Origin of the sequence: Rhizobium sp. AN73, assembly GCF_030757975.1 — a bacterium.
Classification (GTDB): domain Bacteria; phylum Pseudomonadota; class Alphaproteobacteria; order Rhizobiales; family Rhizobiaceae; genus Agrobacterium; species Agrobacterium arsenijevicii.
Genome location: NZ_JARWME010000001.1, coordinates 755,758 through 781,650, shown reverse-complemented (window position 1 = coordinate 781,650; position 25,893 = coordinate 755,758). Strand labels below are relative to the sequence as shown.

The 25,893-nt window shown below is 59.2% G+C and carries 23 protein-coding genes; 7 read left to right on the top strand and 16 right to left on the bottom strand.

The annotated features are described in order from the left end of the window. Positions 1-23: 23 nt before the first annotated feature. The 10 genes from RBH10_RS03370 to RBH10_RS03325 form a co-directional block, all read right to left on the bottom strand. Positions 24-968, bottom strand: a complete 945-nt coding sequence (locus tag RBH10_RS03370; RefSeq protein ID WP_281039032.1) for a glyoxylate/hydroxypyruvate reductase A — start codon at positions 966-968, stop codon at positions 24-26. A 131-nt stretch (positions 969-1,099) separates the two neighbouring features. Beyond that, positions 1,100-3,448 carry a polysaccharide biosynthesis tyrosine autokinase gene (locus tag RBH10_RS03365; RefSeq protein ID WP_281039033.1) on the bottom strand — a complete coding sequence of 783 codons (2,349 nt, stop codon included), beginning with the start codon at positions 3,446-3,448 and terminating at the stop codon, positions 1,100-1,102. Positions 3,449-3,555: 107 nt separating this feature from the next. Further along, complete coding sequence (locus RBH10_RS03360) at positions 3,556-4,461, bottom strand: UTP--glucose-1-phosphate uridylyltransferase (protein WP_045015670.1); 906 nt, start codon at positions 4,459-4,461, stop codon at positions 3,556-3,558. An 82-nt stretch (positions 4,462-4,543) separates the two neighbouring features. Beyond that, positions 4,544-5,539, bottom strand: a complete 996-nt coding sequence (locus RBH10_RS03355) for a glycosyltransferase family 2 protein (RefSeq protein ID WP_281039034.1) — start codon at positions 5,537-5,539, stop codon at positions 4,544-4,546. Then, positions 5,539-6,483, bottom strand: a complete 945-nt coding sequence (locus RBH10_RS03350; RefSeq protein ID WP_281039035.1) for a glycosyltransferase family 2 protein — start codon at positions 6,481-6,483, stop codon at positions 5,539-5,541. The genes RBH10_RS03355 and RBH10_RS03350 overlap by 1 nt, the downstream gene beginning before the upstream one ends. Further along, positions 6,480-7,478 (bottom strand): glycosyltransferase family 2 protein, encoded by a 999-nt coding sequence (locus RBH10_RS03345; RefSeq protein ID WP_281039036.1) that lies wholly within the window; start codon positions 7,476-7,478, stop codon positions 6,480-6,482. Before RBH10_RS03345 ends, RBH10_RS03350 begins: the two co-directional genes overlap by 4 nt. Before the next feature lie 17 nt (positions 7,479-7,495). After that, entirely contained in the window at positions 7,496-8,677 is a 1,182-nt protein-coding gene (locus tag RBH10_RS03340) for a glycosyl transferase family 1 (RefSeq protein ID WP_281039037.1), read from the bottom strand. Positions 8,678-8,737: 60 nt separating this feature from the next. Continuing rightward, on the bottom strand, positions 8,738-9,529 hold the full coding sequence (locus RBH10_RS03335; protein WP_281039038.1) for a glycoside hydrolase family 16 protein: 792 nt from the start codon (positions 9,527-9,529) through the stop codon (positions 8,738-8,740). A gap of 4 nt (positions 9,530-9,533) precedes the next feature. Further along, positions 9,534-10,682 (bottom strand): acyltransferase, encoded by a 1,149-nt coding sequence (locus RBH10_RS03330; protein ID WP_281039039.1) that lies wholly within the window; start codon positions 10,680-10,682, stop codon positions 9,534-9,536. Between the two features lie 373 nt (positions 10,683-11,055). After that, complete coding sequence (locus RBH10_RS03325; protein ID WP_281039040.1) at positions 11,056-12,534, bottom strand: lipopolysaccharide biosynthesis protein; 1,479 nt, start codon at positions 12,532-12,534, stop codon at positions 11,056-11,058. A gap of 119 nt (positions 12,535-12,653) precedes the next feature. On the opposite strand from RBH10_RS03325, the gene RBH10_RS03320 reads away from it, so the two are divergent. Together RBH10_RS03320 and RBH10_RS03315 are read left to right on the top strand one after the other, a co-directional pair. Next, positions 12,654-13,619, top strand: coding sequence for a glycosyltransferase family A protein (locus RBH10_RS03320; protein WP_045015678.1), 966 nt, complete (start codon positions 12,654-12,656; stop codon positions 13,617-13,619). Between the two features lie 51 nt (positions 13,620-13,670). Beyond that, complete coding sequence (locus RBH10_RS03315; RefSeq protein ID WP_281039041.1) at positions 13,671-14,624, top strand: polysaccharide pyruvyl transferase family protein; 954 nt, start codon at positions 13,671-13,673, stop codon at positions 14,622-14,624. Positions 14,625-14,834: 210 nt separating this feature from the next. Here the strand turns inward: RBH10_RS03315 and RBH10_RS03310 are convergent, their stop codons facing one another. Together RBH10_RS03310 and RBH10_RS03305 are read right to left on the bottom strand one after the other, a co-directional pair. Then, on the bottom strand, positions 14,835-15,827 hold the full coding sequence (locus RBH10_RS03310) for a glycosyltransferase family 2 protein (RefSeq protein WP_045015680.1): 993 nt from the start codon (positions 15,825-15,827) through the stop codon (positions 14,835-14,837). A 109-nt stretch (positions 15,828-15,936) separates the two neighbouring features. Then, complete coding sequence (locus RBH10_RS03305; protein ID WP_045015681.1) at positions 15,937-16,215, bottom strand: exopolysaccharide production repressor protein; 279 nt, start codon at positions 16,213-16,215, stop codon at positions 15,937-15,939. A 340-nt stretch (positions 16,216-16,555) separates the two neighbouring features. On the opposite strand from RBH10_RS03305, the gene RBH10_RS03300 reads away from it, so the two are divergent. Next, complete coding sequence (locus RBH10_RS03300) at positions 16,556-16,822, top strand: DUF6074 family protein (RefSeq protein ID WP_045015683.1); 267 nt, start codon at positions 16,556-16,558, stop codon at positions 16,820-16,822. A 74-nt stretch (positions 16,823-16,896) separates the two neighbouring features. Here the strand turns inward: RBH10_RS03300 and RBH10_RS03295 are convergent, their stop codons facing one another. Then, positions 16,897-17,793, bottom strand: a complete 897-nt coding sequence (locus RBH10_RS03295; protein WP_281039042.1) for a tetratricopeptide repeat protein — start codon at positions 17,791-17,793, stop codon at positions 16,897-16,899. A gap of 135 nt (positions 17,794-17,928) precedes the next feature. After that, positions 17,929-18,156 carry a 30S ribosomal protein S21 gene (gene rpsU / locus RBH10_RS03290; protein WP_006313768.1) on the bottom strand — a complete coding sequence of 76 codons (228 nt, stop codon included), beginning with the start codon at positions 18,154-18,156 and terminating at the stop codon, positions 17,929-17,931. A 317-nt stretch (positions 18,157-18,473) separates the two neighbouring features. On the opposite strand from rpsU, the gene RBH10_RS03285 reads away from it, so the two are divergent. The 4 genes from RBH10_RS03285 to RBH10_RS03270 are packed head-to-tail and all read left to right on the top strand — an operon-like array spanning position 18,474 to position 23,969. Then, positions 18,474-19,727 carry a sarcosine oxidase subunit beta family protein gene (locus RBH10_RS03285; protein WP_004431781.1) on the top strand — a complete coding sequence of 418 codons (1,254 nt, stop codon included), beginning with the start codon at positions 18,474-18,476 and terminating at the stop codon, positions 19,725-19,727. Beyond that, a complete protein-coding gene (locus RBH10_RS03280) occupies positions 19,727-20,137 on the top strand; it encodes a hypothetical protein (protein WP_281039043.1) in 411 nt (136 codons plus the stop codon). Before RBH10_RS03285 ends, RBH10_RS03280 begins: the two co-directional genes overlap by 1 nt. A 12-nt stretch (positions 20,138-20,149) precedes the next feature. Continuing rightward, positions 20,150-23,422, top strand: coding sequence for a sarcosine oxidase subunit alpha family protein (locus RBH10_RS03275; RefSeq protein WP_306180414.1), 3,273 nt, complete (start codon positions 20,150-20,152; stop codon positions 23,420-23,422). Then, on the top strand, positions 23,415-23,969 hold the full coding sequence (locus RBH10_RS03270) for a sarcosine oxidase subunit gamma (RefSeq protein ID WP_281039045.1): 555 nt from the start codon (positions 23,415-23,417) through the stop codon (positions 23,967-23,969). The genes RBH10_RS03275 and RBH10_RS03270 overlap by 8 nt, the downstream gene beginning before the upstream one ends. A gap of 115 nt (positions 23,970-24,084) precedes the next feature. Here RBH10_RS03270 and RBH10_RS03265 read toward each other — a convergent pair whose 3' ends face one another. Beyond that, a complete protein-coding gene (locus tag RBH10_RS03265; RefSeq protein WP_281039046.1) occupies positions 24,085-25,128 on the bottom strand; it encodes a DUF2332 domain-containing protein in 1,044 nt (347 codons plus the stop codon). A gap of 29 nt (positions 25,129-25,157) precedes the next feature. Further along, positions 25,158-25,880: a transporter substrate-binding domain-containing protein gene (locus tag RBH10_RS03260; RefSeq protein WP_281039047.1), complete on the bottom strand. Its 723-nt coding sequence runs from the start codon at positions 25,878-25,880 to the stop codon at positions 25,158-25,160. Positions 25,881-25,893 lie beyond the last annotated feature (13 nt).

The following is a 25,893-nucleotide window of genomic DNA, read 5'->3' as shown; positions in this document are numbered from 1 at the left end:
ATTTGCGACATGCGGCCGCTGGCTCAGTAGCCGCGCTCCATATCGATGGTTTCCGGCAGGACGCCCGTTTTACGCCATGTCCTGATATTGTCGGCCACGATCCTTGCCGAGCTTTCCCGGCTTGTCGGCGCGGAAATATGCGGCAGGACGGTGACCTTCGGGTGCTGCCAGAAAGTGGAATCCACCGGCAGCGGCTCCTGTTCGAACACGTCGAGAACCGCATGTGAAATTTGCCCGGATTGAAGTGCCGCAATCAGGTCGTCGGCGACGATGACAGCTCCACGGGCAAAATTGATGAGGGCTGCGCCTTTTTTCATTGTGGCGAAGCGGTCTGTATTCAGAAGGCCACGCGTCGCATCGGTGAGCGGCACCAGGCAGACGAGAATGTCGCTTTTCTCAAGCAAGCCTTGCAGCCCGTCATCACCCGTCAGCGTTTCCACCCCGTCGATGGCTTTGGCCGAGCGGCTCCAGCCGGCAACGTTGAAACCCGCGTGGCGCAGGCGTTCCGCCGCAGCCGTGCCGAGAGCGCCAAGGCCGAGGAGGCCGATGGTCATTTCACCGGGATGACGGTAATCGAATTCGTGCCAGAGGGCCTTTTGCTGGTTTTCGCGATAGGCCGGCATGTCGCGTTGCAGGTAATAAGTCCATGCCAGCACGGCCTCCGCCATGACGCGTGAAAGCTCCGGGTCTTTCAGCCTGACGATCGGCGGCGCCTTGTCTCCCAGTTCCAGCACGAGCCGTTCGACACCCGCCCACAGGCTATGGATCCAGGAAAGGCCCGGCAATGCGGCAATATCGGCCGGATCGGGGTTGGCAACGATGGCGAAGTCTACCGCGCGTTTCTGCTCCGCGCTCAATTCGGAGAAGCAGAGAATTTCCTCTTCCGGCATGGCGGCACAAAGCGCCTGCTTCCAGACGGCCTCCGTCTGCGCATTCATCCGCGAAACAAAGGCGATAGGTGATGGCATGAAACTGGTCCTGCTTGCTGGCGATTGATTGGTCGCCATCAATGCGCAATTTTGCAGGCAATGCCATAGGCGGGATGGAGGAATTTGTGTCGCAAAAAGAACGGCCCGGTTTTTACCGGGCCGCTCCACATTCAGGCGTTTTCCTTCACCGGCGGTTTGGCGTCGCCGTAGTAGGCCGCAAACGTCTCGTGATAGTGTTCCGAACCACCGGGGCCGGCATAACGCTGCAATTCCGTCATGTCGGTCTTGTTCAGCACGATACCCAGCGTCTTGTTAGCGATCTGCGGTTCGTTGGCCATCAGGTTCTGTACCATCTGGATCGGCGTCTTGCCCCATTCCGTCACGAAGACGAAACCGTCCACCTGCGGCGCGAAGGCTTTCGCGTCGATGACGGGAACGACGGGTGCAAGGTCGACGATGATGTAGTCGCAGGCCTCGCGCGCGGATTCGATGAATTTGCGCATGCCGGAGGAGGCAAGAAGCTCGCTTGAATGGGCAAACTGGTTGCTGGTGGAAACCGGCAGGATGCCCATTTTCGTGCGGGTATCGACCTTCACCGCCTGCGTCCACGGTATCTCGTCAAGCACGACCTCCACCAGACCGGCGGATTGCCGCGTTGTCAGCATGCGGCTGAGGCCGGGGTTGCGGATATCGGCATCCACCACAAGCGTGCGCTTGCCGGTGGAGGCGATCAGACCGGCGAGATTGAGCGCCACGACCGATTTACCTTCGTTCGGCAGGCACGAGATGACGCCGATGACCCGACACTGGCGTTCCTGAATGACGACATCCGCCGTCAGCTTCACGTTGCGAAGCGTCTCCGCAAAGCTGGAGCGCGGGCTGTCGACGGCAAGGCGCAGCATTTTCTGGAATGAGACCTGACCGTTTTCGTCGATGGACGTGCTCTCGCTGCCGGGGGTGGCGGCAGCGGTGCCCGACTTTGCGGTTTCCGCACCCCTTTCCCCGATAAAGGGCAGGTAGCCCAGAAAACGCATGCGCAGATTGTCGCGCACATCATTGCCGGTGTGGAAAAACCGATCCCGGAACTCAAGTAGCGCTGCGATGCCGCCGCCCAGCATCAGGCCGAGAATGACCGAAAGCGCCATGGTCATGGTCTTTTTCGGGCTGGAAGGTGCTGTCGGCAGACCCGCTTCGGAGATGATACGGGCCTTGGCGATCGGCAGCGACTGCTTCTGCGAGGCCTCCTCGAAACGTCCGAGGTAGGACTGGTAAAGCGTGCGCAGCGCGGTTGCCCGTTGCTCAAGCTCACGCAATTGCACCATGGTGATGTTGGCCTGCGAATTGCGGCCCGCCACGCGGTCGATATTGTCGCGCAGCGATTGTACACGGGAATTGGAGACGTCGTATTCGTTCTTCAGGCTGCCCGTGACCTGCTGCAGTTCCTGGAATATCTGCCTTGCAATCTCTTTCTTCTCACCCTCCAGCGCTGCCGCCTGTGGATGATCGGCACCGAACTGCTGGATGACGCCCTGCAAACGGTCCGAGATTGTGATGTAGCGCTTGCGAAGGTCCTGAATGACCGAATTGTCGGCATCCCGTGCGGAAACGACCGCATTGTCGACGGCCGCATCCGGTCCCCGGTCGATAATGGATTTATACTGACCATAACGGGCCGCAGCCGTCGCGACATCCGCCTGCGCTGCAATCAGCTGGCCGTTGAGATCGGCCAGCTGGCCTTCCGACATCAGCTCGCCGCGCGAGGAAACGATATTATTGTCCGTCTTGAATTTTTCGACCGCAAGCTGGGCGGCCTGCGCCCGCTGGTTCAGGTCGCTCATGCGCTCCTGCAACCACACGGAAGCGCGCTCGCTGGCGTCGAAATTGGCATTCAGCTGTTCGGTCAGATAGGCCTGCGCATAGGTCTTGGCGATGAGCGCCGCAAGCTGCCGGTCCGTCGAGCGGGTGGAGATGGCGATGACCGAGCTGCGGCCGACACGCTCCACGATCAGCGATTGCTGCAGCACGGCGGCGGCCTTTTCGCGGCGTCCGGCGCGGATTGCCGCGTCGGAGGCTGGGGGATCGCCCGGCAGGATGAGGTCGACGATGCCGCGCACGGAGGATTTGACGAGATCGACCGGCGACATCGACGGATTAACGATGGTGTCGTTCTCATCGAGCTTGGCCTTGTCGACCACGGTCAGCGCCATTTCCTTGGATTTCAAAATTTCCACGGCGCTGGCGATGCGGTTGTCGACGATCTGGGCGGCGGGTACCGGCGATTCCTCTTCCGCGTAGCGGGAAAGACTTTCATCCAGCAACACCTGCGTCATCGCGGTGTAAACGGGGGTCGCAAGCACCAGATAAAGGCCGGCCAGAACCACGGCGGCGATGACCGAGGCGGCAATGACATTGGCGCGACGCACCACGGCGGCCCAGAGGCGGTCGAGGTCGATGAAGGTGTCGGCATCCTTGCCGGGATCCGGAAAACCGATGCTGGATTTAAAGGTCTTGTGGTGCATGGACCTACCTTGTGAATTAAAAATGGTACGCGGGAAGCCGAGCCACGCTCGCCTTCCCGCCCCCCGTTATTGGTGCGCCGGCCGCCTCCCCGGTGGCGCGATTAAAATCATGCCGCCTGAACGCGGCTTTCGTGGTTTGCGACCAGTTCCTTGACGGAGGCAAGAACCTGCGCCTCCATGTCGGCGCGCATCAGCGAGAAGGCGACGTTGGCGGCGATGAAGCCCTGCTTGCTGCCGCAGTCGAATGTGCGCCCGCTATATTTCTGCGCATGGAAGGCCTGCTTTTCGGCGAGCCGTTTCATGCCGTCGGTCAGCTGGATTTCATTGCCCGCGCCGCGCTCCTGCTTGGCGAGGATATCGAAGATTTCCGGCTGCAGAATATAACGGCCGTTCAGGTAATAATTCGAAGGCGCCTTGGATGGTTCCGGCTTCTCGACCATTTCGGTGACACCAAAGCCGTGGTGGACTTTCTCACCAACGCCGACGACGCCATAGGACGACACTTCTTCCGGCAGGCACTCCTCAACACCGAGAATATTGCCGCCGACCTCGTCGTAAAGTTCCATCAGCCCGGCAATGCAGCCGCGTGCGCCATAGGAAACCATATCAGGCAGAAGCAGCGCGAAAGGCTCCTTGCCCACCAGTTCGCGGGCACACCAGACGGCGTGGCCGAGACCGAGCGGCACCTGCTGGCGCGTATAGCTGACGGTGCCGGCGACCGGCAGCATCTTTTCAAGCTGCAATACCTGCACCGTCTTGCCGGAGCGGGTCAGCGTGTTGATAAGCTCGGGCGCGCTGTCGAAATAGTCTTCGATGGCGGTCTTGTTGCGGCTGGTCACGAAAATAATATGCTCGATGCCGGCCTGCATGGCTTCATCGACGGCATATTGCACGACCGGCCGGTCGACGATCGTCAGCATTTCCTTCGGCATCGCCTTGGTGGCGGGCAAAAACCGCGTGCCGTTGCCGGCTACGGGAATGACGGCTTTTCTGACAGTTCTGTTCAGGTCCATCGCGTTCTCCTTCATCAAGGTTTGATCTGTCCCCAGTCCGCTTGCAGATCCGCCCGCTTGCAGACTTGTCCGCTCGCAAATCTTACGAAATCTGCCTTTTCACCCCAGTATTTGCCGCGGGCGCAAACATCGCGTCCCGCAACCTTCTTAGCCGTACCGCAATGGGCATTCTTAAATGGCCCAGCACGGCAGGATCTCTGATCGTGGTCTTCAAGGCGCCGATAATCGAGCGGCGCTTGAGGTCTTCCACCAATGTCAGGAAATTATAGGCCAGCCGCAGGCTGCGGTTTCTGGCCTGCTGCGCATCCATGGCGGCGGGCAGCAGCGTGTAATGGCTCAAAAACGTCTGATCCGCCTTCATCATCGCTTCGACGTGATGAATTTCGAGCACGCGCGAGATCGAGCCTTCGCGGATATTATATATGTAACCCGGTTTCGGCTCGATGACGCAGAGGCCGCCGGCGGCAAGCGCCGAGGCCAGCAGGATATAGTCCTCGCCGATGCGGATATCTTCCTGGAAGCGCAGCCCCTCCGAATTCAGGAAATCGCGCCGGAACATCGGCTTCATGTAGCCGAAGTTGAAGGTGGAGCGGAAAAGGATGTTGGAGGAAATGAAGTCCTCAAGGGTGAGGACGGGCCTTTCCTCCAGAAATTCTTCCGGAAACATCGTCTCCATCGCCCTGCCGTCGGCATAGGCGACATCGAGATTATCGACCGCAATCACCGCATTGGCGGCCTCTGCCCGGCACAACATGCAGGCGGAGCGTTCGGGACGGATGACATCGTCGGAATCGAGCACGGCGATAAAACGTCCCATTGCGGCGTCGATGCCGGCATTGCGTGCGCCGCCCGGCCCGAGGTTTTGTTCGAGCGCAAGCAGCTTGACGCGCGGGTCGGTGGCGGCGATTGCCTCAACGAGCGGGATCGTCTGGTCGGCGGAGCGGTCGTCCACGATGATCACTTCCAGCGTCACTCCCTGCTGGTCGAGCGCGCTTTGAATGGCGGCTTCGACCGTCTCGGCGGCATTATAGGAGGCGATGACGAAGCTGATATCGGGCTGAGGGTTAAGGTTCTCCATCAGGTCGCCTCCACCGTGCCGTATTGGCGAATTTCACGCACCCCAAAGGCGCCGCTGACCGAGCCCATATGCAAGGCACCGCGCAGCGCATAGCGGTTGCGGCGCACGGCGTTGAAACCGTTCAGCGCGGCAAAGACGGCGCAATAGAGCACTTTCGAGCCGGCCTTCACCACCTGTATCACGCGTCGTGCGCCGGGCTTCTTTTCCGCCAGCACACGGCCATGGGTCTGGCCGGAGCGGAAGCGGCGTTTGGCAAGCCACATGAAACGGGCGCGGCGTTCCGGCACCGGCTCGGAAAGCATGGCGTTTTCCGCAAAGGCGATGCGACCGCCCGCGGCGTGAAGATGCGAGAAAAAATGGGTGTCTTCGCCGCCGCTCTGGCCGAGCGCCAGTGCGAAACGCCGGTCCTTCACCGATGGCGCATCCATCTTGAGAAGCGTGTTGCAGGTATAACCGGTGATGATCTCGCCACTCACCCAGACTGGAACGGTCGAGTGAAAATCGCCGCGCTTCATCCAGCTAGGTGCGTTTTCCCGATAAACCGCCGTCACGGGGCCGAGGACGACTTCCGCATCGGTTTCCTCAGCTTTTTCGAGAAGCGCTGCCAGCCAGTGTGGCGGGGCCGTCTCATCGTCATCGATAAAGGCCAGATAGTCGGCCCGGCATTCCGACAGGCAGGCATTGCGGGCAATCGAGATGTTCGATTTCGGGCAATGGACATAGGTGATTTCGAAAGGCGAGGTTTCGCGCAGCCGATCCACACTTGCCCTGGCGCTCGGCTGCTCATCGTTGTCGGCGACGATCAGGCGAACGGTCACGCCTTCAGGCACTTCCAGCTCGAAGAGTGACAGAAGTGTGGCAACCAGCGCCGGTCGTCTGTAGGTGCAGATGCCGATATCGACGGTCTTTGAATTGCGTGGGTCGGCGACGGTGAGGTCGGTCATGAGACAGCCTTTCTTCCCCGGAATTTCAGGAGTTCCAGCCAGAAGCCGGTGGACCACGCCAGATGCATCACCATTGCTGAAAAGGCGGCGAGCGGGCCGTATGGGTTTTTCTGACCTATTGCCATCCACAAGCCATAACCCACACATGCGGCGATCCAGAGGCCGAGCGGAATAAGAGCTGCCCAATGCACAAGCGACAGCAGGGCAAGCACGAAAACCGGCAGGACGGCGAGCGGAATCATCTGGCGGATCTTCGGGATCGAGCGATGTTTCAGAAGGTTTTTCGCGCGGCCACGGCCATAGGCGAGATATTGCCTAAACAGCGGCATGACGCTGTCGCGCGGATAATAGGTCATGCGGGTCTTGTCGGTCATCCAGATGCGGAAACCGGATTTGCGCAACCGGAAATCCAGTTCGGCATCCTCGTTGTGACTGAAACTTTCATCGTAACCGCCGACGGCGTCGAATGCGGCGATCCGCATCAGCGCGTGGTGGCCGTGGTCGATCCAGTGTCCCTTGGCGCCTTCACGATGCTTGGAACCGCCATTGCCGAGCTTGGAGTTCTGGGCAATTGCCGTTGCCTTCTGGAACAGGCCGTGGCCGACCGTATCCATGGCGACAACGATGGAATCCGCGCCGGTGCGCTCCGCATCCTCGATCAGCCTTTGGCAATAATCATCAGGATAATCGCCATGGGCGTCGATGCGGATCAGATAGTCGAAATCTTCGCCGAAGGTGGAAACGGCAAGGTTGATACCGGCGCTCTGGATGCGTTTGGGATTGGGAAGGAGTGTGACGCGATCATCTGTGGCGGCAAAGGCGGAAACGATGTCACGGGTTCCGTCCTTGCTGCCGCCGTCGGCAACGACGATGCGGAAAATACGTCCCTCCATCGCGCCGGTGAATTTGTTGAGCAGCGCTTCGATCGTCTTTGCCTCGTTGAGGCACGGAATGACGATCAGAGTTCTGATGCCGGATTTGACGCGACCTTCCATGATTTGCCCCCTACGCATTACACGGGTGAAAACGCAGCTTCACGGGCATGGCCGGAAGCGGATTTGGCGAGAGAGGACAATTGCTGGACCAGCTGACGGCAATCGTCGCGGTCGGTCAGCCATTGTTTTTTATCGAGCGTCGACAGGGCGCCGAAGGCGTCCGTGTAGGTTTGCGGTGTCATGCTCTCGAAAAGAGCGGCCAGATTGTCGGCTCCTGCGTTTTGCAGGGCAAAACCGATATTGCGTTTTTCGATGAAGCGGGCGGTTTCCGTGCCGGCAAGCGCAATCGGCAGGGTGCCATAAAGGCAGCCCTCGTAAAGCCGGTTGGGCAGCAGCCAGCTCGAATTCTGGCCTTCCTCGAAAAAGTCGATCGCCCAGGTGAACTGCACTTCATTGTAGATGGCGGCCAGATCCTCGGGGTTCTTGTAGGCGCCGTGGAAATGCACATGCGGAGCGGCGGCCACGAAGCCATCGAAATCCGCAAACTCGGAATAGGCCGGCCGGCCGCGCAGGATGATTTCGACCTTGCCATCCATGCGCCGTGCAAATTCAGCGAGGATTTCGAGCGACTTGCGGCAGCGCAGCGCGCCGAACCAGCCGATTTTCCACGGCTCGCCGGGGGCAGGCGGGCGCGGTTGCGGGGTGGCTGCAACAGTGGCGTCTAGCGCCAGCACCTTGTTTTCCTGCAACAGCACGGGAAGGTTAAGGCCGGAGACCGGTTTGAAATAATGCTCCACGAAAGCCGGTGAACTCGTCACCAGCAGCTTGGCGTCGCGGGCGAAATAACGCTGCGCCGCATTGAGGAGCTGCCCGGGCTTGCCCTCGTTGAGAAGCAGGCGGTGAATATCGAGGCATTCGTAAACCAGCGCAGGTTCTCGGTCGTAAAGCGACATGGCCCGTTTCGCCAGAGCCAGCATTTCCAGATTTCTGGCAAGAATGACATCGGGCGTGGGGATGCCGCGCAATGTTTTGCCAAGCGAAAGGCTGGCTTTCGCCACCGCCGCCATGCGCTGGAGAAACTGCCCGTCGGCGGTTTCTCCGAGAATGACGGGTACGACGCCGTCGATCTCCGCAAGCCGGTTCTGTCCGCGCCGGAAGCCCGCCAGCGTGACCCGCGCTCCGCCCGCAAGCAAGGTCAGCACCCGCCGGCGAATGGCGGGGTCCGACAGATCATGCGCGAGATAAAGAATATGGGTCATGCATGGGTTCCGGTTGGTTTCATGCGTCAAGGACGCCGCGGCTCAGGTTGAAAAAGGCGGTCAGTTGAGCGCGCAGGCGATGGATTCGGGAAACTGGCATTTGTCGCCGAGCGCGGTGAAGGCGAAGCGGTCAACGGTCATCTGGGTCGTGCCGGAATAGGAAAAGGCACCCATCCAGTCCTTCAGCGTGTCGGTTCCCCACAGGCTGAAGAAAATCTTCTGGGCGTTCTGCGGGATTTTCGTCGCGTCCGTGACTTCGTGGACGAGCTTGCCGTTGACGTAATAACGCAGGCGTTGCGGCTCCCACACGAAGGCGTAATCGTTGAAGCCGGCATCGGCCCCACCTGCCACCGGCACCAGCTTCTCATTGCCGCCCTTGGCGGAAACATACTGGTTCAGCTGTACCTGAGCCGTATTCTTGCCGAGAACCTCGAAGTCGATTTCATCATGGGGCTTTTTGTCGGTTGGGCCGATATAGGTGAAGAAAGCGGAATTCAGCCCGGAGCCGGTGGCGGCTTTCAGCCGTGCTTCATAGGTGCCGTAGCGATACCGCCCCTTGGTCTGGATTTCCCCGCAGGCGAAGTTGCGATCGCCAGCCTTGGCTTCTTCAAAACCGAGTGTCAGCTGGCCGTTTTCAACTGTTGCCAGCTTCTTCGACCAGGTGCAGTTCTGATGCGAACCGTTGTTCCAGCCGTCGGAGACGTACCAGAACGACCTGTCCATCGTGTCGAAGTTCTCGATGAAGGATGTACCGTTGCCTTCTTGTGCCTGGCTCGGTGTCGTGAAGGGTGTCGCCAGCAGGGCGGCGGCGAGAAGAATGCGTGTCTGAACGCGGGTGACAAATGTTGTCATTGGTTCACCTCTGTCGTTGCGAATAAAGTGTTTCGGATGTGGGCGGACCGATCATAGAGGCCCGTTTTGCGGCAAAATCGGCCGTCGTCTTGCGTTTGCCGTTCCGGCTTCCGGTCAGCACGGCATAGACGGCCGGCAGGTATTTGCGGGTCTGGGCGTTGCTGACCACCAGAATAGCAAAGGCGGAAAGCGTCGCGATAACGTAGAAGGCGGGGTAGAAATCGGGTCCGCCCTTGTTCCACACCATCCACATGATGACGAGCAGCGGATAATGGGCGCAGAATATCCAGAAGCTGAGGCTTCCGGTTTCGGAAAGCCGCTTGCCGAGCCTGCTCCGGATCAAAAGCGCCGAAGACGCCCAGAAACCCAGCGCCCCGAAGACCGCGAGCAAATTGCGCGACATGTTCAGCCAGAAAGTAAATTCCGGGCCGGTGAAATAGAGGCCCGTCGCCAGCATGGCCGCGGCGACAAAGGTCACAGCCATGATCGGGAAGGCATAAGGGTCGAGCGCCTTGACATTGACGCGGTGCAGGGCAAGCGCGATGCCGAGCGAGAAGCTGAAAAGGATGGATTTTTTCTGGACGATGAAGATCGTCAAATCCGGCAGGGCGGTGATGAACAGCAGGAGAGCGAGCGTCGGCAGCGCAAAGCGGCGCATGAGAAAGGCGAGCACCGGCGACAGCAGGATGCAGACAAACAGGTCGCGCAGGAAATAGAGCGGCACATTCACCGGCAGTTCTTCAAGTGCGGTTCCATGGCTGATGATTTCACGCGCGGTGGCGTTCCAGAGATCCGGGAAATAACCCACACCGACATCGAACAGCTGGACCAGCAAAACGACGCCAAACAGCGCACCGTTCCAGATGAAGAAGGGCAAGAGCACTGTCTTCGACTTCGAGCGGATCGTCGCCGAGTAATCGAATTCGCTCATGCCGCGGCGAAACAGCAAATATCCGGAAATGGCGCTGAGACAGGGCACACCGATGCGAAACAGGGCATCGCCCAAAAAAATGCGCAGCCAGTCGAAGAAGCCGTAAAGGCCAAGAAATGGGCTGGTTTCGGCATCGTGCGGCACATGGACGAACACGATTCCGGAGATCAGCAATATGCGCATCAAATTGATACGGGAGGATAGGTTCTGATCGACAGTCACATCAGTCACCCCTAATTGGGCGGCGTCCACCCACGCCGCGTTGCAACCAGAGCGAACTTAAGCCCGCACTCGTAATTCTGGTTTCGACTTTAGGGTAAAATGTGGCGACGCGGGAAAAACACAAGCTTAGATATTGCGGGTGATTGTCTGGCGTTCCGGTATTCCTGGAGAGTTTAAAAAATCAACTAACTGAAATTATTTGTATTTTTGTAATTTCCAGTCATCGTTAAAAAACGTCGAAGGGTGCGTTATTATCGTCGGTCGCGATATTGCGCCGCAAAAAGAATGGTTTTGCCACTCCGTCACGGCGGACTTATCCGTGACGGGAAGGGCCGGTTAGCGGCCGAAATGAGGCACTTCCGGTCGTTGGCTGCTAACCTTGGGTTGCGTTTTCACGCATTCGCCGCGATTTGACCATTCCGAGGATTTTTCGAAGCAGCGCGCGTTCGGTCAGCAGGATCAACACCGCATAGATGACGCCGCCGACCGCGGCGCCGACGAGGACCTGGAGGGTTGCGCTGGGGATGCGTTCGGCAAGGATGTGAAGCAGGTAACGCACCGAAACGGCCATGACCAGAGCCGCTATCATCGGCCTGCTGCTGACATAGAGGCCGCTGAAAAACGGCGTATCGCTGGCCCTGAATACGGCCCAGGAATAGGCGATCAGCGTCACCGCATTGACGATGCAGAGCCATATCATCGCGTCGATCAGGCTGCCGTAAACGGCAGCGGCCCAGACGGCGACCGTGGTGACGATGGCGCGGATCGTCGCCGACCAGAACAGCACGCGCCCATAACCGGCACCCTTGAGATAGGGGATGAAAGTGCTGCAGGGCGTGAGAATCGCCTTCGACAAAGCCAGAAGGCCGAGAACTGGCCAGGCATAGGCCCAGTTCTGACCGAAGATCACTAGCATGGCCGGCTCGGCCACCGCCCATAGGCCGAACATCATCGGCGCAAGCAGCACCGTCAGCACCTGTGTGCTGAACATCAGCGCATCACGCCGGCGTTGCGGATCGTCCATCATGCGGCTGAAGGCGGGAAACAAAACACCCATGACGGCGGACAGCACGACCTGATTGGGAATGCTGGCAAAGCGGTTGGAGGCGGAATAGGCGCCGGCATCGGCAAGGCCAAGATGCCGGGCGATCACCACCATCGGCGACTGGAAGGTGACGAAATTGGCGATTTCCGACCCCATCAGGCCGGAGCTGAAGCCGAGAAGCGGCACCAGACGGCGCGGTTTCATGACGAAACGCGGGCAATAGCGGGAAACGGCGTAAAGCCCGACAAGCCTGATGAGAGCAGCGGCGAAAAGCTGGATGATGAGGGCCCAGACGCCGAAGCCGAAAAGGGCCATAGCAACGGCAACCACCGCCGCGATGCTTTCGGACGCCATACTCCACAGCGCGTCCTGGCTGAAGTTCATGCGCCGGGCAAGCAACGAATAGGCGACATCACCCGCAAGTTGCAAAGGGATGAGAAAGGCCATGATGCGCAGCAGATAGGCGCTTTCCACCGCACCCAGAAGCCCGCCGAAAAACTCCGCGAAGATGTAGAGAACGGCGGCCATGGTGCAGGAAATCGCCAGATTTGCCCAGAAAACGGTATGGATCGTATCCATATCCTCTTCTTTTTCGACAATCAGCGCCGAGGTTAGCCCCGCTCCGGCTATCATGGTGAGGAATTGTACAACCGTTAGTCCTACCGCCACCACGCCGAATTCTTCTGGGGAAAGCAGTCGAGCGAGAATGGGGACGGTGACAAATTTAAGCCCGAATGTCCCTGTCTTAGACAGAACGCTCCAGCCGACATTCGTGGTGATGGTCTTTACATTTGGAGCTGGGGGCATACAAGCATCCTGTTTCTGGAGGCCGGCGGGGAGGAACGCCGGTGGGGAGTTGCCGATACCATCGGGGCCGCTTTTAGGATCGGGCCCGACACTTCTTGATCAACGCAAGGGGCGAAACAATGGCAAGATTTACTGTCGTCATTCCCTATTATCAAAAGCAGCACGGAATTCTTGGACGTGCGCTCGCATCGGTTTTTGCGCAGACTTACCAGGATTTCGATCTTGTTATCGTCGATGACGAATCGCCATATCCGATAGACAATGAGCTTGCAGAACTTTCGCAAGCGCAGAAAGACCGGATTATCGTCATTAAGCAGGCCAATGGCGGGCCGGGTGGGGCGCGCAATACCGGTCTCGACCATGTTCCAGATGGCACCGATTACGTGGCGTTTCTTGATTCGGACGATATCTGGACGCCCGATCATCTCCAGAATGCGACCTTCGCGCTCACGACATTTGGCGGTGAGTGCTACTGGGCATCCATGCAGGCAAGTGACGAATTTTATTACCATTTCGCCATTTCCGAGCTGGAAAAGAACGAGGGTGCCGCAAGGCTTTCGGAGCGGCCTCTGGTGATCGAGCTGCCGGATCTGGCAAGCGTGATGCTGCGCAACTGGAGCTTCCTGCACCTCTCCTGCATGGTGATCGGTCGTCCCCTGTTTGAGAAGATACGCTTCGATCCGGCACTCCGGTTGGCGGCGGAAGATGTGCTGTTTTTTTGCGATTCCATCCTCGCATCGAAGCGCACGCTTCTGTGTGACGATGCCGGCGCGATGCGTGGCATGGGCGTCAATATCTTCCACAGCATCGACAACACCTCGCCGGAATTCCTGCGCCAGCAGTTCAATACCTGGGTGGCGCTCGATACTCTGGAGGGGCGTTTTTCGCGGCGGCCGGACGATGTGGCATCGATAGCTTCCTATAAAAACACGGCGCGAAAACAGGCGCTGTGGAGCCAGGCGGGCAATCTGAAACGGCGCAAGCTGCCCGAATTCGGACTGCTGCTGAAGTGGGCGATGCGCGATCCAGCACTTCTTCGAGCCGCTTTTGAGCTCGGCGCGGGCAAAATAGTGCGGACAAGATGATCGAATTCTTGCCTGCAAGAATTTATATGTTTTTCACCCAGGAGTGACCTCATGAAACCTTACCACTGGGAATCGCATCACGGCAATTTCGGCGACGATCTCAATCTGTGGCTGTGGGACTTTCTGCTCCCCGGGCTGCGGGACGTGCATGATGACGTGATGCTTGTCGGTGTCGGCACGGTTCTCAACGATACCCTGCTGCCCGCAAAACAGCGCAAGCTGGTGATCGGCAGCGGTTATGGCTACGGCGCGGTGCCTGACACGAGCACCGGATTTTGGGATATTCGCTGCGTGCGCGGCGAAAAAACCGCAGCCAAGCTCGGACTTGCTCCCGAAAAAGGCATCGTCGATCCCGCCGTTATGGTGACCGAGATGCCCGAGTTCAAAGGCTTGCCAAAACTGCACAAGAAAACCTTCGTTCCCCACTGGGAATCGGCGGAATTCGGCATGTGGGAAACCGTCTGCGAACCGGCGGGGCTGACCTATCTCGACCCGCGCGGCGAGGCAATGTCGGTCATCCGCGCCATCGCTCAATCGGAATTCATCGTGGCGGAATCCATGCATGGTGCCATTCTTGCCGATGCGTTCCGTGTGCCGTGGGTTGCGGTCAGCACATCTCCCTCGATCAACAGCTTCAAATGGAGCGATTGGGCGGGCACAGTGGGTGTGGAATATCAGCCGCGTTACGTGCCCGTTTCGACCCGCGCTGAGGCAGCGAAAAAGGGTTCGCGTTTCTGGGGCATGAACTTCCCGCCGCCGCCTGCTGCTGTCGTTGCCGAGACCGGCTCTGTCCCGTCACATGAGGGCGATGTGCTGGTGCGGCCGCAGGAAACGCAATCCCTGTCGCTGCGCAAACTGGCAAAGCAGGTGCTGGCAGCACCTTCGACGCTGGCCTTGTGGCAGGCGAGCCGTGCCGAGCCGCGTCTTAGCCCGGATGGCAGGCTGGAGGAACGCAAGGAGCGTTTTTCCGCCGTTCTGGAAACGGTCAAGCGCGATTATCTCTAGGGGTCAAATGTCGGGTGCGGCAGGAAATTTTTTGCCGTTCTTGCTTAAAGATAATATCCTCTGACTTCTCTACCGTCATGCTCGGGCCTGTCCCGAGCATCTGCAACCGACTGATTTAATGCGACGTGGTTGGATCCTCGGGACAAGCCCGAGGATGACGGCGGAGTGTTGGGCAAGATTGTCTCCCCAAACCCCGCACGCCGTTTTCCCTCACGAAACCGGCGTGCCGTCGAGCAGATAGCGAACGTCCCGGACCGGTTGCGGCGGTTTGCGAAAGCGGGCGGTCTTGTCGGTCCAGATACCGCGTGTGATGGCGGGCAGGGCAGGCAGACGTGCAAGAGCGTGGGACAGCGCGCCGCCCATGCCTTTCTGCTTTTTAGCATCGAGAAAATGGCGAAGCTCGAATTTGGCGCGGATGTGTTTTTCGTGCTCACGCAGGATCGCCGTCTCGCTGGCGGAAAGTTTGCAGTCGGCGAGAATAGCCTTGTCGGCCTGGTATAAACGGCGGAGATCCTCGGTGCTGTGGCGGCCGCTCAGCGAGTTGCCACGAACGATCGCCCCGTAACCGCAATGGCGGATGACCTTGTAGCGGGCGCCGGCGGCAAGTGCGCGGGTGTAGAGCTCGTAGTCTTCGCCTAGACGCAGGCGCTCGTCATAACGCAGCGCGTGTTTGTCCAGAAAGGCGCGGCGGATCACCGGTTTCAGAAAGCCGGTTTCTCCGCGCTCCACGCCGGGTCGGGAAATATTGCCTTCCACAAATTCCGTCAGCGACAGGAACCGGGCCTGTGGTTCAAAGCGGGCCGGCTGCATGGACGATGCGCCCGGAACCGATTGCTGGATGAAGGCGATATTGTCGGCGACCAGATCCCAGTCGTCATCGGCCAGCATGGCGGCAAAACGACCCCGGAAAAAGAAGTCGTCCGCATCGAGAATACTGATGAGCGGCGCGGATGAAATCGAGATCGCATGGTTGCGGGCAGCCGAAGGGCCGCGATTGACCTCGAATCGCACGACCCTCAAACGGCCCGTGCCGTCATCCGCCGCATGCGCCACATCGCTGGTCGCATCGGTGGAGCCATCGTCGATCACCACGACTTCGGCGACCTCCGGTTCCACAAGGGCGGAGCGGATGGCGATCTCTATTGTTTCAGATGCGTTTTTCGCAGCGATGATGACGCAAATGGGCTGTGAACCGCTCACCATGTGTTGTCCTTCTGCTTTGACGAACCGTCAGGATTTGGCCAGCAGAAAGTGTCAGGGGTGTGGATGCAAGCGATTTTTTGCGACGCAATAAAAGAATATACGCGAGAGGTCACATATCGGTCAGTTTTGCGCCGTGTGGCGGGGCGCTGCTTACCGTGTCCGTCGTCATGGTCTCGGCGCTGAGATCACGGGCAAAGGTTTCGCGCATCCGGCGTTTTTCCCGGGCAACGAGAACCAGAATTGCTATAAAATAACCGGTTTGCAGGATGACGGCGCAGATAAGGGTCTGGATGAAAGCTGTATAGAACGAGCCGTGAATGAAATATGTAGCAACCGCAAAAACAAGCAATGCACCGATCATGCTGAAAAAGACACGAGGTGCATACATGGTGCTCTCCTCCCGAGAACGACTTCTCCGTTTTTGGCTGCGCTGCGGCATTCTTTTTTCTTTGCAAGAAATATACGATGAGACCGGTGTTGTTTCAACACACATATACTTCTTCTATCTCCCACGGCATGAAATTTCGGTAATCTTGATTGGTAAATTCCTTGGTAATCGGCGATTTGCCCGAATCGGGGCCGTCTGACACCGCAGATTCTTGCATCTGACCGATCGCAAAGTCCGTCTGTGCAAGGCCTTCCCGGCCTTCTCTCTCGCTTAGCAGACTTCGTTAACCATCCAGCCTTTAAAAAGTCGGTATTGATTCCTCGAAGAGCAAGGTGCCCGCGTGACGACGAATTCGGAAGTAATCGCCTTTCCGGCAAAGAACCGTATTGCCAATGTAAAACGGTGCGCAACCATGCTCGACCGGCTGCATGGTGTGGAGGCGAATGATTTCTGGCGCAGGGAGTGCCGTGAACTGGCCGCCTATCTGACGGGCCTCGGCTATGAGGACGCCGCCATGCGGCGCGAAGTCATGGAATTTCAAAACGCGGTGCAGGCTGAATTGTGGACGGGCGATGCTGCGCCCGAGGCGCGCCGCGACAGCCACTGAGGCATCAGCGTTTCCCATTAAAAAAAGCCGGCAGGTGTTAAACCTGCCGGCTTTTTTGTTCTTGCCTGTTTTGATCAGGAAGCGCTGGCGCCACGCGTGCGGGCAACGCCGTCGAGCGCGGGCTTGTATTTCGGGTCAAGCCGTGCCGCGTGGGAATAGGACTTGGCGGCCTTGGCCATCTCGCCGCGCCGCTCATAGACCAGCGCCTGGTTGGCCCAGGATTCCGCCACCTTGTCATCCAGCGAAATGGCGTGGTTGAAATCGGCGAAGGCGTTTTCGTCGTCGTTCAGCGCGACATAGGAAAGACCACGGCCGTTATAGGGTTCCGGCGAGGTCGAGGATAGCGAGATCGCCTTGGAGAAGTCCTCGATGGCCTGGGCGTGCTGGTTGCGCAGCTGGTAGATCAGGCCGCGATTGTGCCATGCGCGTCCATCGGTGGTTTCGAGTTCGATGGCGCGGGAGAAATCGTTGAAAGCCTCGTTTACCCGTCCGGACTGGCGATAAAGATTGCCGCGGCCGATCAGGGCCACGTCATAGCTAGCATTGATCTGCAAAGCGGCGTTGTAATCCTGCAAGGCCTGCTGCTGCTGGCCGGAGTTGCGATAGACAAGCGCGCGGTTGGCATAGGCCTGGTAGAAGCGCGGGTTCAGCTGCAGCGCCTTGTTGAAATCTTCGATGGCGCGACGCGAATCACCGGCGCGGCCATAAGCGGAGCCACGGACATTATAGCCCTCCGGATCCTGCGGATTGGCGTTGATGACCGAGGTGAGCGAGGCGATGTTTTCCTGCGAGCCCTGGGCACGGTCGATCCGGAAGACGTCGTCAGTCTGGTTGGATGTCGCACAGCCGGAAAGGCCGGCAAGGACGGTGCAGACGACAAGGGTAGCACGGAATCTTTTGTTGTTTTTCAGGGGAACCCGGCGCGTGGAGGCATCGGAGTTTTTCACAACACAGGCATCAACAGCGGTCATTCGGAGTGGGTTCCCTCGCAGGCCGGTCTCAAAATCGTTGTCCCACGATCGGTCTCCGGCCACAAACACAAAGAGCGGCGGCGAATTTATCGCCCCCGCCCAACAAGCATTCAAAAACGTCCAAAAGACGGCCTATTAACGGCTCGCGCGCGGAGCTGCGATCAGACCTTCGCGCTGTGCGCGCTTGCGTGCCAGCTTGCGAACGCGGCGAACAGCTTCAGCCTTTTCGCGGGCGCGCTTCTGGGAAGGCTTTTCGTAATAATCGCGCATTTTCATTTCACGGAAAATGCCTTCGCGCTGCATCTTTTTCTTCAGAGCGCGAAGCGCCTGATCAACGTTATTGTCGCGGACTAGTACCTGCACGTGAATCCCGTTCCTTTTTTATCTGGTTGTATTGCTGTGAGAATAAAGGCATTCGCACGCAAATAAAATCGTTCGTTCGGCCGTCGAGCCTAGCGATTGGTGACGTGCAATATCAGATCATTTGCAGCGAGTCCAGACGGTAGCGCATATTCAACAGCCAAAATCCCGCTATCCCGGCATTCTGCCCGTGATGTCGAAACAAAAGCATTGCCGCGTCGCAAAATGGATATTGCCTCCGATGCCGATTTGCCATGTGTATAATATGTGCCGGAGCTATGCTTTCGGCTTCTGGCCGGTTCTTGAGGAGCAGACTGCGAATGCGCAAATATTCCGTTTTTGCCGTGGCGCGCGAGGCGTTGCGGGGTCATAAAGGGTGGGATGCGCAATGGGCGTCGCCCGAGCCGCGCAAGGAATATGACGTCATCATTATCGGCGGCGGCGGCCACGGTCTGGGGGCCGCCTATTATCTTGCCAAGGAACACGGCATTACCAATATAGCGGTGCTGGAAAAGGGCTGGCTCGGCGGCGGCAATACCGGCCGTAACACCACCATTATCCGCTCCAACTATCTCTATGAAGAGAGCATGGATATCTATGAGCATTCCCTGAAATTGTGGGAAGGCCTGAGCCAGGATCTCAATTACAACGTGATGTATTCGGCGCGCGGCGTGATGATGCTGTCGCACAATATTCACGACCAGCAGTCCTTCAAGCGGCATATCAACGCCAACCGTCTTTACGGCATCGACAATGAATGGCTGACGCCGGAGCAGGCCAAGGCCTATTGCCCGCCGCTCGAAATTTCCGGCAATGCGCGTTATCCGATCAACGGCGCCGCCCTCCAGCGCCGTGGCGGCACGGCGCGCCATGATGCGGTGGCCTGGGGCTATGCGCGCGCTGCCTCCGATCGCGGCGTCCACATCATCCAGAATTGCGAGGTCACGGCCATTCGTCGCGGACCGGACGGGGCGGTTACGGGTGTCGAAACCAATCGTGGTTTCATCGGCGCAAAGAAGATCGGCGTTTCCGCCGCCGGTCACTCCTCCGTTCTGATGAAAATGGCGGATGTGCGTGTGCCCCTGCATTCCAACCCGTTGCAGGCGCTGGTGTCGGAACCGCTGAAACCGATCTTCCCCTGCGTCGTCATGTCCAACACGGTGCATGCCTATATCTCCCAGTCCGACAAGGGCGAGCTGGTCATCGGCGCGGGCACGGACCAGTATAATTCCTATTCCCAGACCGGTGGCCTGCAGATCATCACCCACACGCTGGATGCGATCTGCGAGCTGTTCCCGATCTTCCGTCGCGTCAAGATGATGCGCCAATGGGGCGGCATTACCGACAATACACCGGACCGTTCCGCCATTCAGAGCGTGACGCCGGTGCCGAACCTCTTTGTCAATTGCGGCTGGGGAACGGGTGGTTTCAAGGCAACGCCGGGTTCGGCCAACCTGTTTGCGCATCTCATCGCGCGCGGCGAACCGCACCGTCTGGCGGCGGGGCTGACGCTCGACCGTTTCCGCACCGGACGCCTCATCGACGAGGCCGCAGCTGCTGCCGTGGCGCATTGATGCTGGCGGCGGTTCTGCTTTCGGCGAATATGGGTTTTGCGGCGGCGGTCGTGCCGGCGGGTAATCTCATTCCCGAGGTTGGGGATTTTCGCAGCCAGAAAATCCAGAAAATGCAGGGTGAACGCGACTGGCCGTTCGTGGCGGAAAAAGGCGTTCTTCTCTGCGCGCCGAGCCTGGCGAAGAAGATGGTCTATTTCGTTGGCGTGAAGGACGATGGCGAGCACGATTACCCCTTCGCGATCGATACTGACATGATGGCGGTTGCCATCGCGAATATGGGCCGCGCTTCAGCGCTGAAACCATTCGATAATTTCGAGCAACTTTTGAAGCGGCTTTCCCCCTTTGTTGCGATGGGAAAGCGGCTGTGTGACCAACCCGCCGGAAGCATTCTTCCGGACAGTTCTCTTTAAGGTGGAGCGACGATGCTTCTGATCCATTGCCCTTATTGCCGGGAAGACCGTTCCGAACTGGAATTTCGCTGGGCGGGCGAAGCCCATATCGCCCGGCCGGAAAACATTGCCGATATTTCGGACGAGGCCTTCGCCGAGTATTTCTTCATTCGTGACAATGACAAGGGGCTCGTTTTCGAGCGCTGGCGCCACATTCACGGTTGCGGACGCTTCTTCAACGCCGCCCGCGATCTCGGTCAGCGACAAATTCCTGATGACCTACAAGGCAGGCGAACCGAAACCGGATGCCGAAGCGGTCCTTTCCGCGCAAAAGGGAGCTGCGTCATGAGCGGCGATTATCGTATCAAGGGCGCAGGCCGTCTGACACCCGCCAGAACGGCACGCTTCACCTTCGACGGCAAGATTTATCAGGCGCTGGAAGGCGACACGGTTGCGTCCGCACTGCTGGCGAATGGCGTGCATCTGATTGGCCGTTCGTTCAAATATCACCGACCGCGCGGTTTTCTCTCCGCAGGTCCGGAAGAGCCGAATGCGCTGATCGACGTCTCGCGCGACAGCCTGCGCAAGCAGCCGAATGTGCGCGCCACGGTGCAGGATGTGTTCGATGGGGCCATCATAGCCTCGCAGAACCGCTTTCCGTCGTTGTCCTTCGATGTGAGCGCGATCAACGATTTCCTTTCACCGATGTTTGCGGCGGGCTTCTACTACAAGACCTTCATGTGGCCGAAGGCTGCCTGGCATAAAATCTATGAACCGATCATCCGCCGCGCCGCCGGTCTCGGCAAGGCGCCGACCGAGCCGGATGCGGACCATTATTCCGGCCGTTATGCCCATTGCGACGTGCTGGTGGCCGGCGGCGGCGTGGCCGGGCTGACGGCGGCGCTCGCCGCTGCAAAAACCGGTGCCAGCGTCATTCTGGTCGACGAGAATGCCGAAATCGGCGGTGCTCTGCGTTTTGATACCGGCGTGGTCATCGACGGCCTGCCCGGTTACGAATGGGCGCAGAAGGTTCTGGCCGAGTTGAAATCCCTGCCCAATGTGCGTGTTTTGACCCGCACCACGGCATTCGGTTATTACAACCACAATTTCGTGGCGCTGGCCGAGCGCGTGACCGATCACCTCGCCACGCCGGCCAAACACCAGCCGCGTGAAAGACTGTGGCAGGTGCGCGCCAGGAAAGTCGTTCTGGCGGTAGGCGCGATCGAGCGTCACATGGTCTTTGCGAATAACGACCGCCCCGGCATCATGCTGGCTTCCGCTGCGCGTATCTATCTCAACCATTATGGCGTGGCCGTCGGCAATAATGTCGGTGTCTACACCGCCCATGATTCTGCCTATGAGACGGCCTTCGATCTGAAAAAGGCGGGCGTGAAGATCGCTGCCATCGTCGATTGCCGCGAGAACCCCGACCGGCGGTTGCTGGACGAGGCGCGGGCGCTGGGCATCGAGGTGCTGGCAGGCCACAGCGTTTACGACACGTCAGGTCGGCTGCGCGTTTCGTCCATGAGCGTTGGTCGCAATGGCGGGTCGAACAAGCGCAAGATCGCCATCGACGCGCTCGTCGTTTCGGCGGGCTGGACGCCTTCGGTGCATCTCTTCTCGCAATCGCGCGGAAAGCTGAAGTTTGATGCGGCAAACCAGCGGTTCCTGCCTGATATCCATGTGCAGAACTGCGTGTCCGTGGGTGCCTGCAACGGCACGGACGATTTCGCCGCGCTGATTACCGAGGCTGCGGCCGCAGGTGGCAGTGCCGTGGAATTTTCCGGTGAGAATGCACGGGCCTGGACCGGCGGCATGATCGGCGCTGCTGAAGGGGCAGGCGAGGGCACTGGCGTCAAGGCTTTCATCGATTTCCAGCACGATGTCTGCGCCAAGGACATTCGCCTTGCCGTGCGCGAAGGCATGCATTCGGTCGAGCACATCAAACGCTTTACGACGAATGGCATGGCGTCCGATCAGGGCAAGATGTCCAACATGCACGGACTGGCGATTGCCTCGGAAGCGCTTGGGCGTGATCTGCCTAAGGTGGGCCTCACCACCTTCCGTCAACCCTATACGCCTGTCACCTTCGGCACGCTCATCAACCATTCGCGCGGTGCGCTGTTCGACCCGACCCGCAAGACGCCGATGCATGACGAAGAGGCGGCCGCAGGTGCCCTCTTCGAGGATGTGGGCAACTGGAAACGCGCATGGTTCTTCCCGCGTGGCGGCGAGGACATGCACGAGGCGCTCAACCGTGAATGCAAGACGGTTCGGACAAGCGTCGGCGTGTTCGATGCCTCCACGCTCGGCAAGATCGAGGTCGTTGGTCCGGATGCGGCGAAGTTCCTGAACCTGATCTACACCAATGCCTGGGATACGCTGAAACCCGGCCGCTGCCGTTATGGCATCATGACCCGCGAAGATGGTTTCGTTTACGACGACGGCGTTGTCGGGCGTCTTTCCGAAGATCGTTTCCATGTAACGACGACGACGGGCGGCGCGCCGCGTGTTCTCCAGCACATGGAGGATTATCTCCAGACCGAATTCCCCGAGCTGAATGTCTGGCTGACATCGGCCACCGAACAATGGGCGGTGATTGCAGTGCAGGGACCGAAAGCGCGGGAAGTGATCGCGCCTTTCGTCGAGGGCATCGATCTGTCTCCCGAAGCTTTCCCGCATATGGCCGTGGCCGAAGGCACCTTCTGCGGCGTTCCCACGCGTCTCTTCCGTGTGTCCTTCACGGGTGAGCTTGGTTTCGAAATCAACGTTCCCGCCGATTATGGCGCTGCCGTCTGGACCGCGATCCGCGAAAGGGCCGAAGCCGTGGGCGGTTGCCTTTATGGCACCGAAACCATGCATATCCTGCGTGCGGAAAAGGGCTACATCATTGTCGGACAGGATACGGATGGTACGGTGACGCCTGATGATGCGGGGCTTGCCTGGGCCGTTTCCAAGAAAAAGACGGATTTCGTCGGCATTCGTGGCCTCAAGCGCCCGGATCTGATGCGGTCCGGCCGCAAGCAGCTTGTGGGTCTGAAGACGAAGGACCGGCTGACTGTTCCGGAAGAGGGCGGCCAGATCGTTGCCGACCCGAACCAGCCGAAACCCATGACCATGCTCGGCCATGTCACCTCCGCCTACTGGTCCGAAAATCTCGGCCACTCCATCGCCTTCGCACTGGTGGCGGATGGCAGGGCGCGCATGGGCGAAACGCTCTATATCCCTCTTGCCGATAAAACAATTGCCGTCGAAGTGACCGACATGGTCTTCATCGACAAGGAAGGAGCCCGTCTCAATGGCTGACAAGCTTCACGCAAAACGCAAATCCGTGCTTGAGGATTTCCATGGCGGCTCACCTTTCGTCTCGCTGAAGCCCGCCGCTTCCGCATCGCGACTGTCGCTGCGCGCAAGGGAAAGCGCCGTGTCGGCCCTGTCGGAGGCGCTTGGTCTCGCTCTGCCGACGAACCCGAAAAGCTCCGTCACATCGGGTCTGCGTTCCGCTCTCTGGATCGGCCCGGACGAATGGCTGGTAATCGATCAGGGCGAAAGCGACCTGATGGCGGCGCTCTCCGGCGTCTCCGGTCTGTTCTCGGCAACCGACGTTTCCCACCGCAATACGGCCGTCATCGTCTCCGGCCCCGGCGCGGAGGCTGTGCTCAATGCCGGTTGCCCGCAGGATCTGTCTCTTGCAAAATTCCCGGTCGGCGCTTGCTCACGCACGGTTTTCGGCAAGGCGGAAGTGGTGCTGCTGCGCGTGGCTGATGATACGTTCCGGGTGGAGTGCTGGCGCTCCTTCGCCGAATATGTCGGCGGCCTGTTGCAGGAAGCGGCGCAGGACGTGGCGGTTTAAGCCCGGACGGCATTCGGCCGCAGGGCAATTATAGTGCTCGAAGTTGCCGCTTGTTTCTTATCCCCGACGGGGAGAAGACAGCAAGGCGCGTGCTTCCACTCCATCGCCGGCTACTCTATTCCGATCGCCACCCGCGCCATTCGACCCATCGCCCATGGAAATCGGCGCGACCGATTTCCTGCTTCTCGCCGGTCGGCCAGATTTGCAGCGTGATCGCGGCGCTACCCGGCGTCGCATCCGCCTCCATCTGCAGGCGGGCAAGCGGGGCATCCGGCGTGGCGCGGGCGCCAGCCTCGGCAATCAGGGCTTCGCCCGCCTGTTTCAAGGCATCCGGCAGATATTGCCAGGCGATGGAATGGTAGACGACATGGGTAGCACCCGGGTGTTGCGTGGCAAGGCGGCGTTTCAGCCAGTCGATCGCATCGGCCTTTTCGACATGCAGGCCGTTCTCGACCGCAATCCGCAAGGCCGCTGCCGTGCGTTCCAGCCTGTCGGTCTGATCGGCCCAGACATAGGACATCAGCCGCAACCGGTCTTCGGTCGACGACGGATCGAGCGGATTAAGATCGCAGCCGGCGCGCTCGATAACCTCGACCCGTGTATCCGGCGGGGTGTTTCCGCGCCACTCCGGCGACATGAACACCTCGGATTGTTCGCCCCATGCGAGGTCGCCGAGACGGTACCGGTAACGGTCAAACTGCAGGTTCAGCCCGGCGCTGGCACCGACCTCGGAAAGAACCAGCGGCTTGCCGGTAAGCTCTGTAATGGAAAGGAAGCCCGGCAGCAGCACGGCGGAACGACGGACCTCATTTGTCTGTGGCGGCGATTTCAGCCTTTCGAGGATGAAGTCTGAATGAAAACGCAAAGCGCTGGCGCAAGCCTGCCAGAGCGCATCCTCGTTTTCGGGTGCAATATCGACAAGCGGCGCGATCTTGTCCTGAATGACAAGCGCATGCAGGGCACCGGCAAGCCGAAGGGGCACGGAATCGCCGGAGGGGCCGACATCGCCGGGCCAGGACAAGATCCTCTCGCCGACTTCCGTCTGTCGGTCCAGCCGTGCCGCCACCGCGCGACAAAGTCTTGCGATAAAGGGCGAACCAAGGGTGTCGCAGGCTTTTGCCTGAGCCAGAAACGCATTCCTTACGGCGTCGTCATGCATTGGGCAGTCTCCTTTCGCACAATCTGGCGTTAACTTGCCCGACCGGCCTCGCCGCTGGCGAGGGCTTGATCATCAAAACCAAAATTTCGCATCAATGCACGATGCTCGTCTGATCCGATATAACGAAGCAGCGCCGCATCGACCGCGCTCTGGAGTTCCCGGTCGGATTGGCGGAAAGCAAATGCGCCTGAGGCCGCGGGTCGTTCTTTCGGTGAAACGGTGACAATTTCCAGATCCAGCTCTGGATTTTGCTGTAGGAAGCCGAGATGAGCCATGGCCACACTGGCATAGGCGTCGGCGCGGCCATCCAAGACGGCTTGAGCGGCCTCGTCGTAGGTTTCGCAGACGAGAATGCGGTCATCGGACACGCCAGCTTCCATAATTACGCGATGTTGGATCTGATCACGGATCGCGACCAGCGTACATTCCGAATTTTTCGCTGCCGAAGCGTATCCGGCAAGCTTTCTCGGATTGCCCTTCTTCACGAGGAGGCCATCGGGCAATGCCCAGATAGGATTGCTGAACGCAACGATCTTTCTGCGTTCAGCCGTATCGAAGAGGCCCGTGGTCATGTCCCAAAGGTTCTCGTTCAGGCCAGGCAACAATTGCGAGAATTCGGCTTCGATGAATTCAATGTCATGAATACCGATGATGGCCAGAACGACCCGCGCCAACTCCACATCGCACCCGGTGACATCACCGGTTTCGTTCCTGTAGTTGAACGGAGGTTCTATCAAATATGCGAATCTCACAGTCACTCCGATC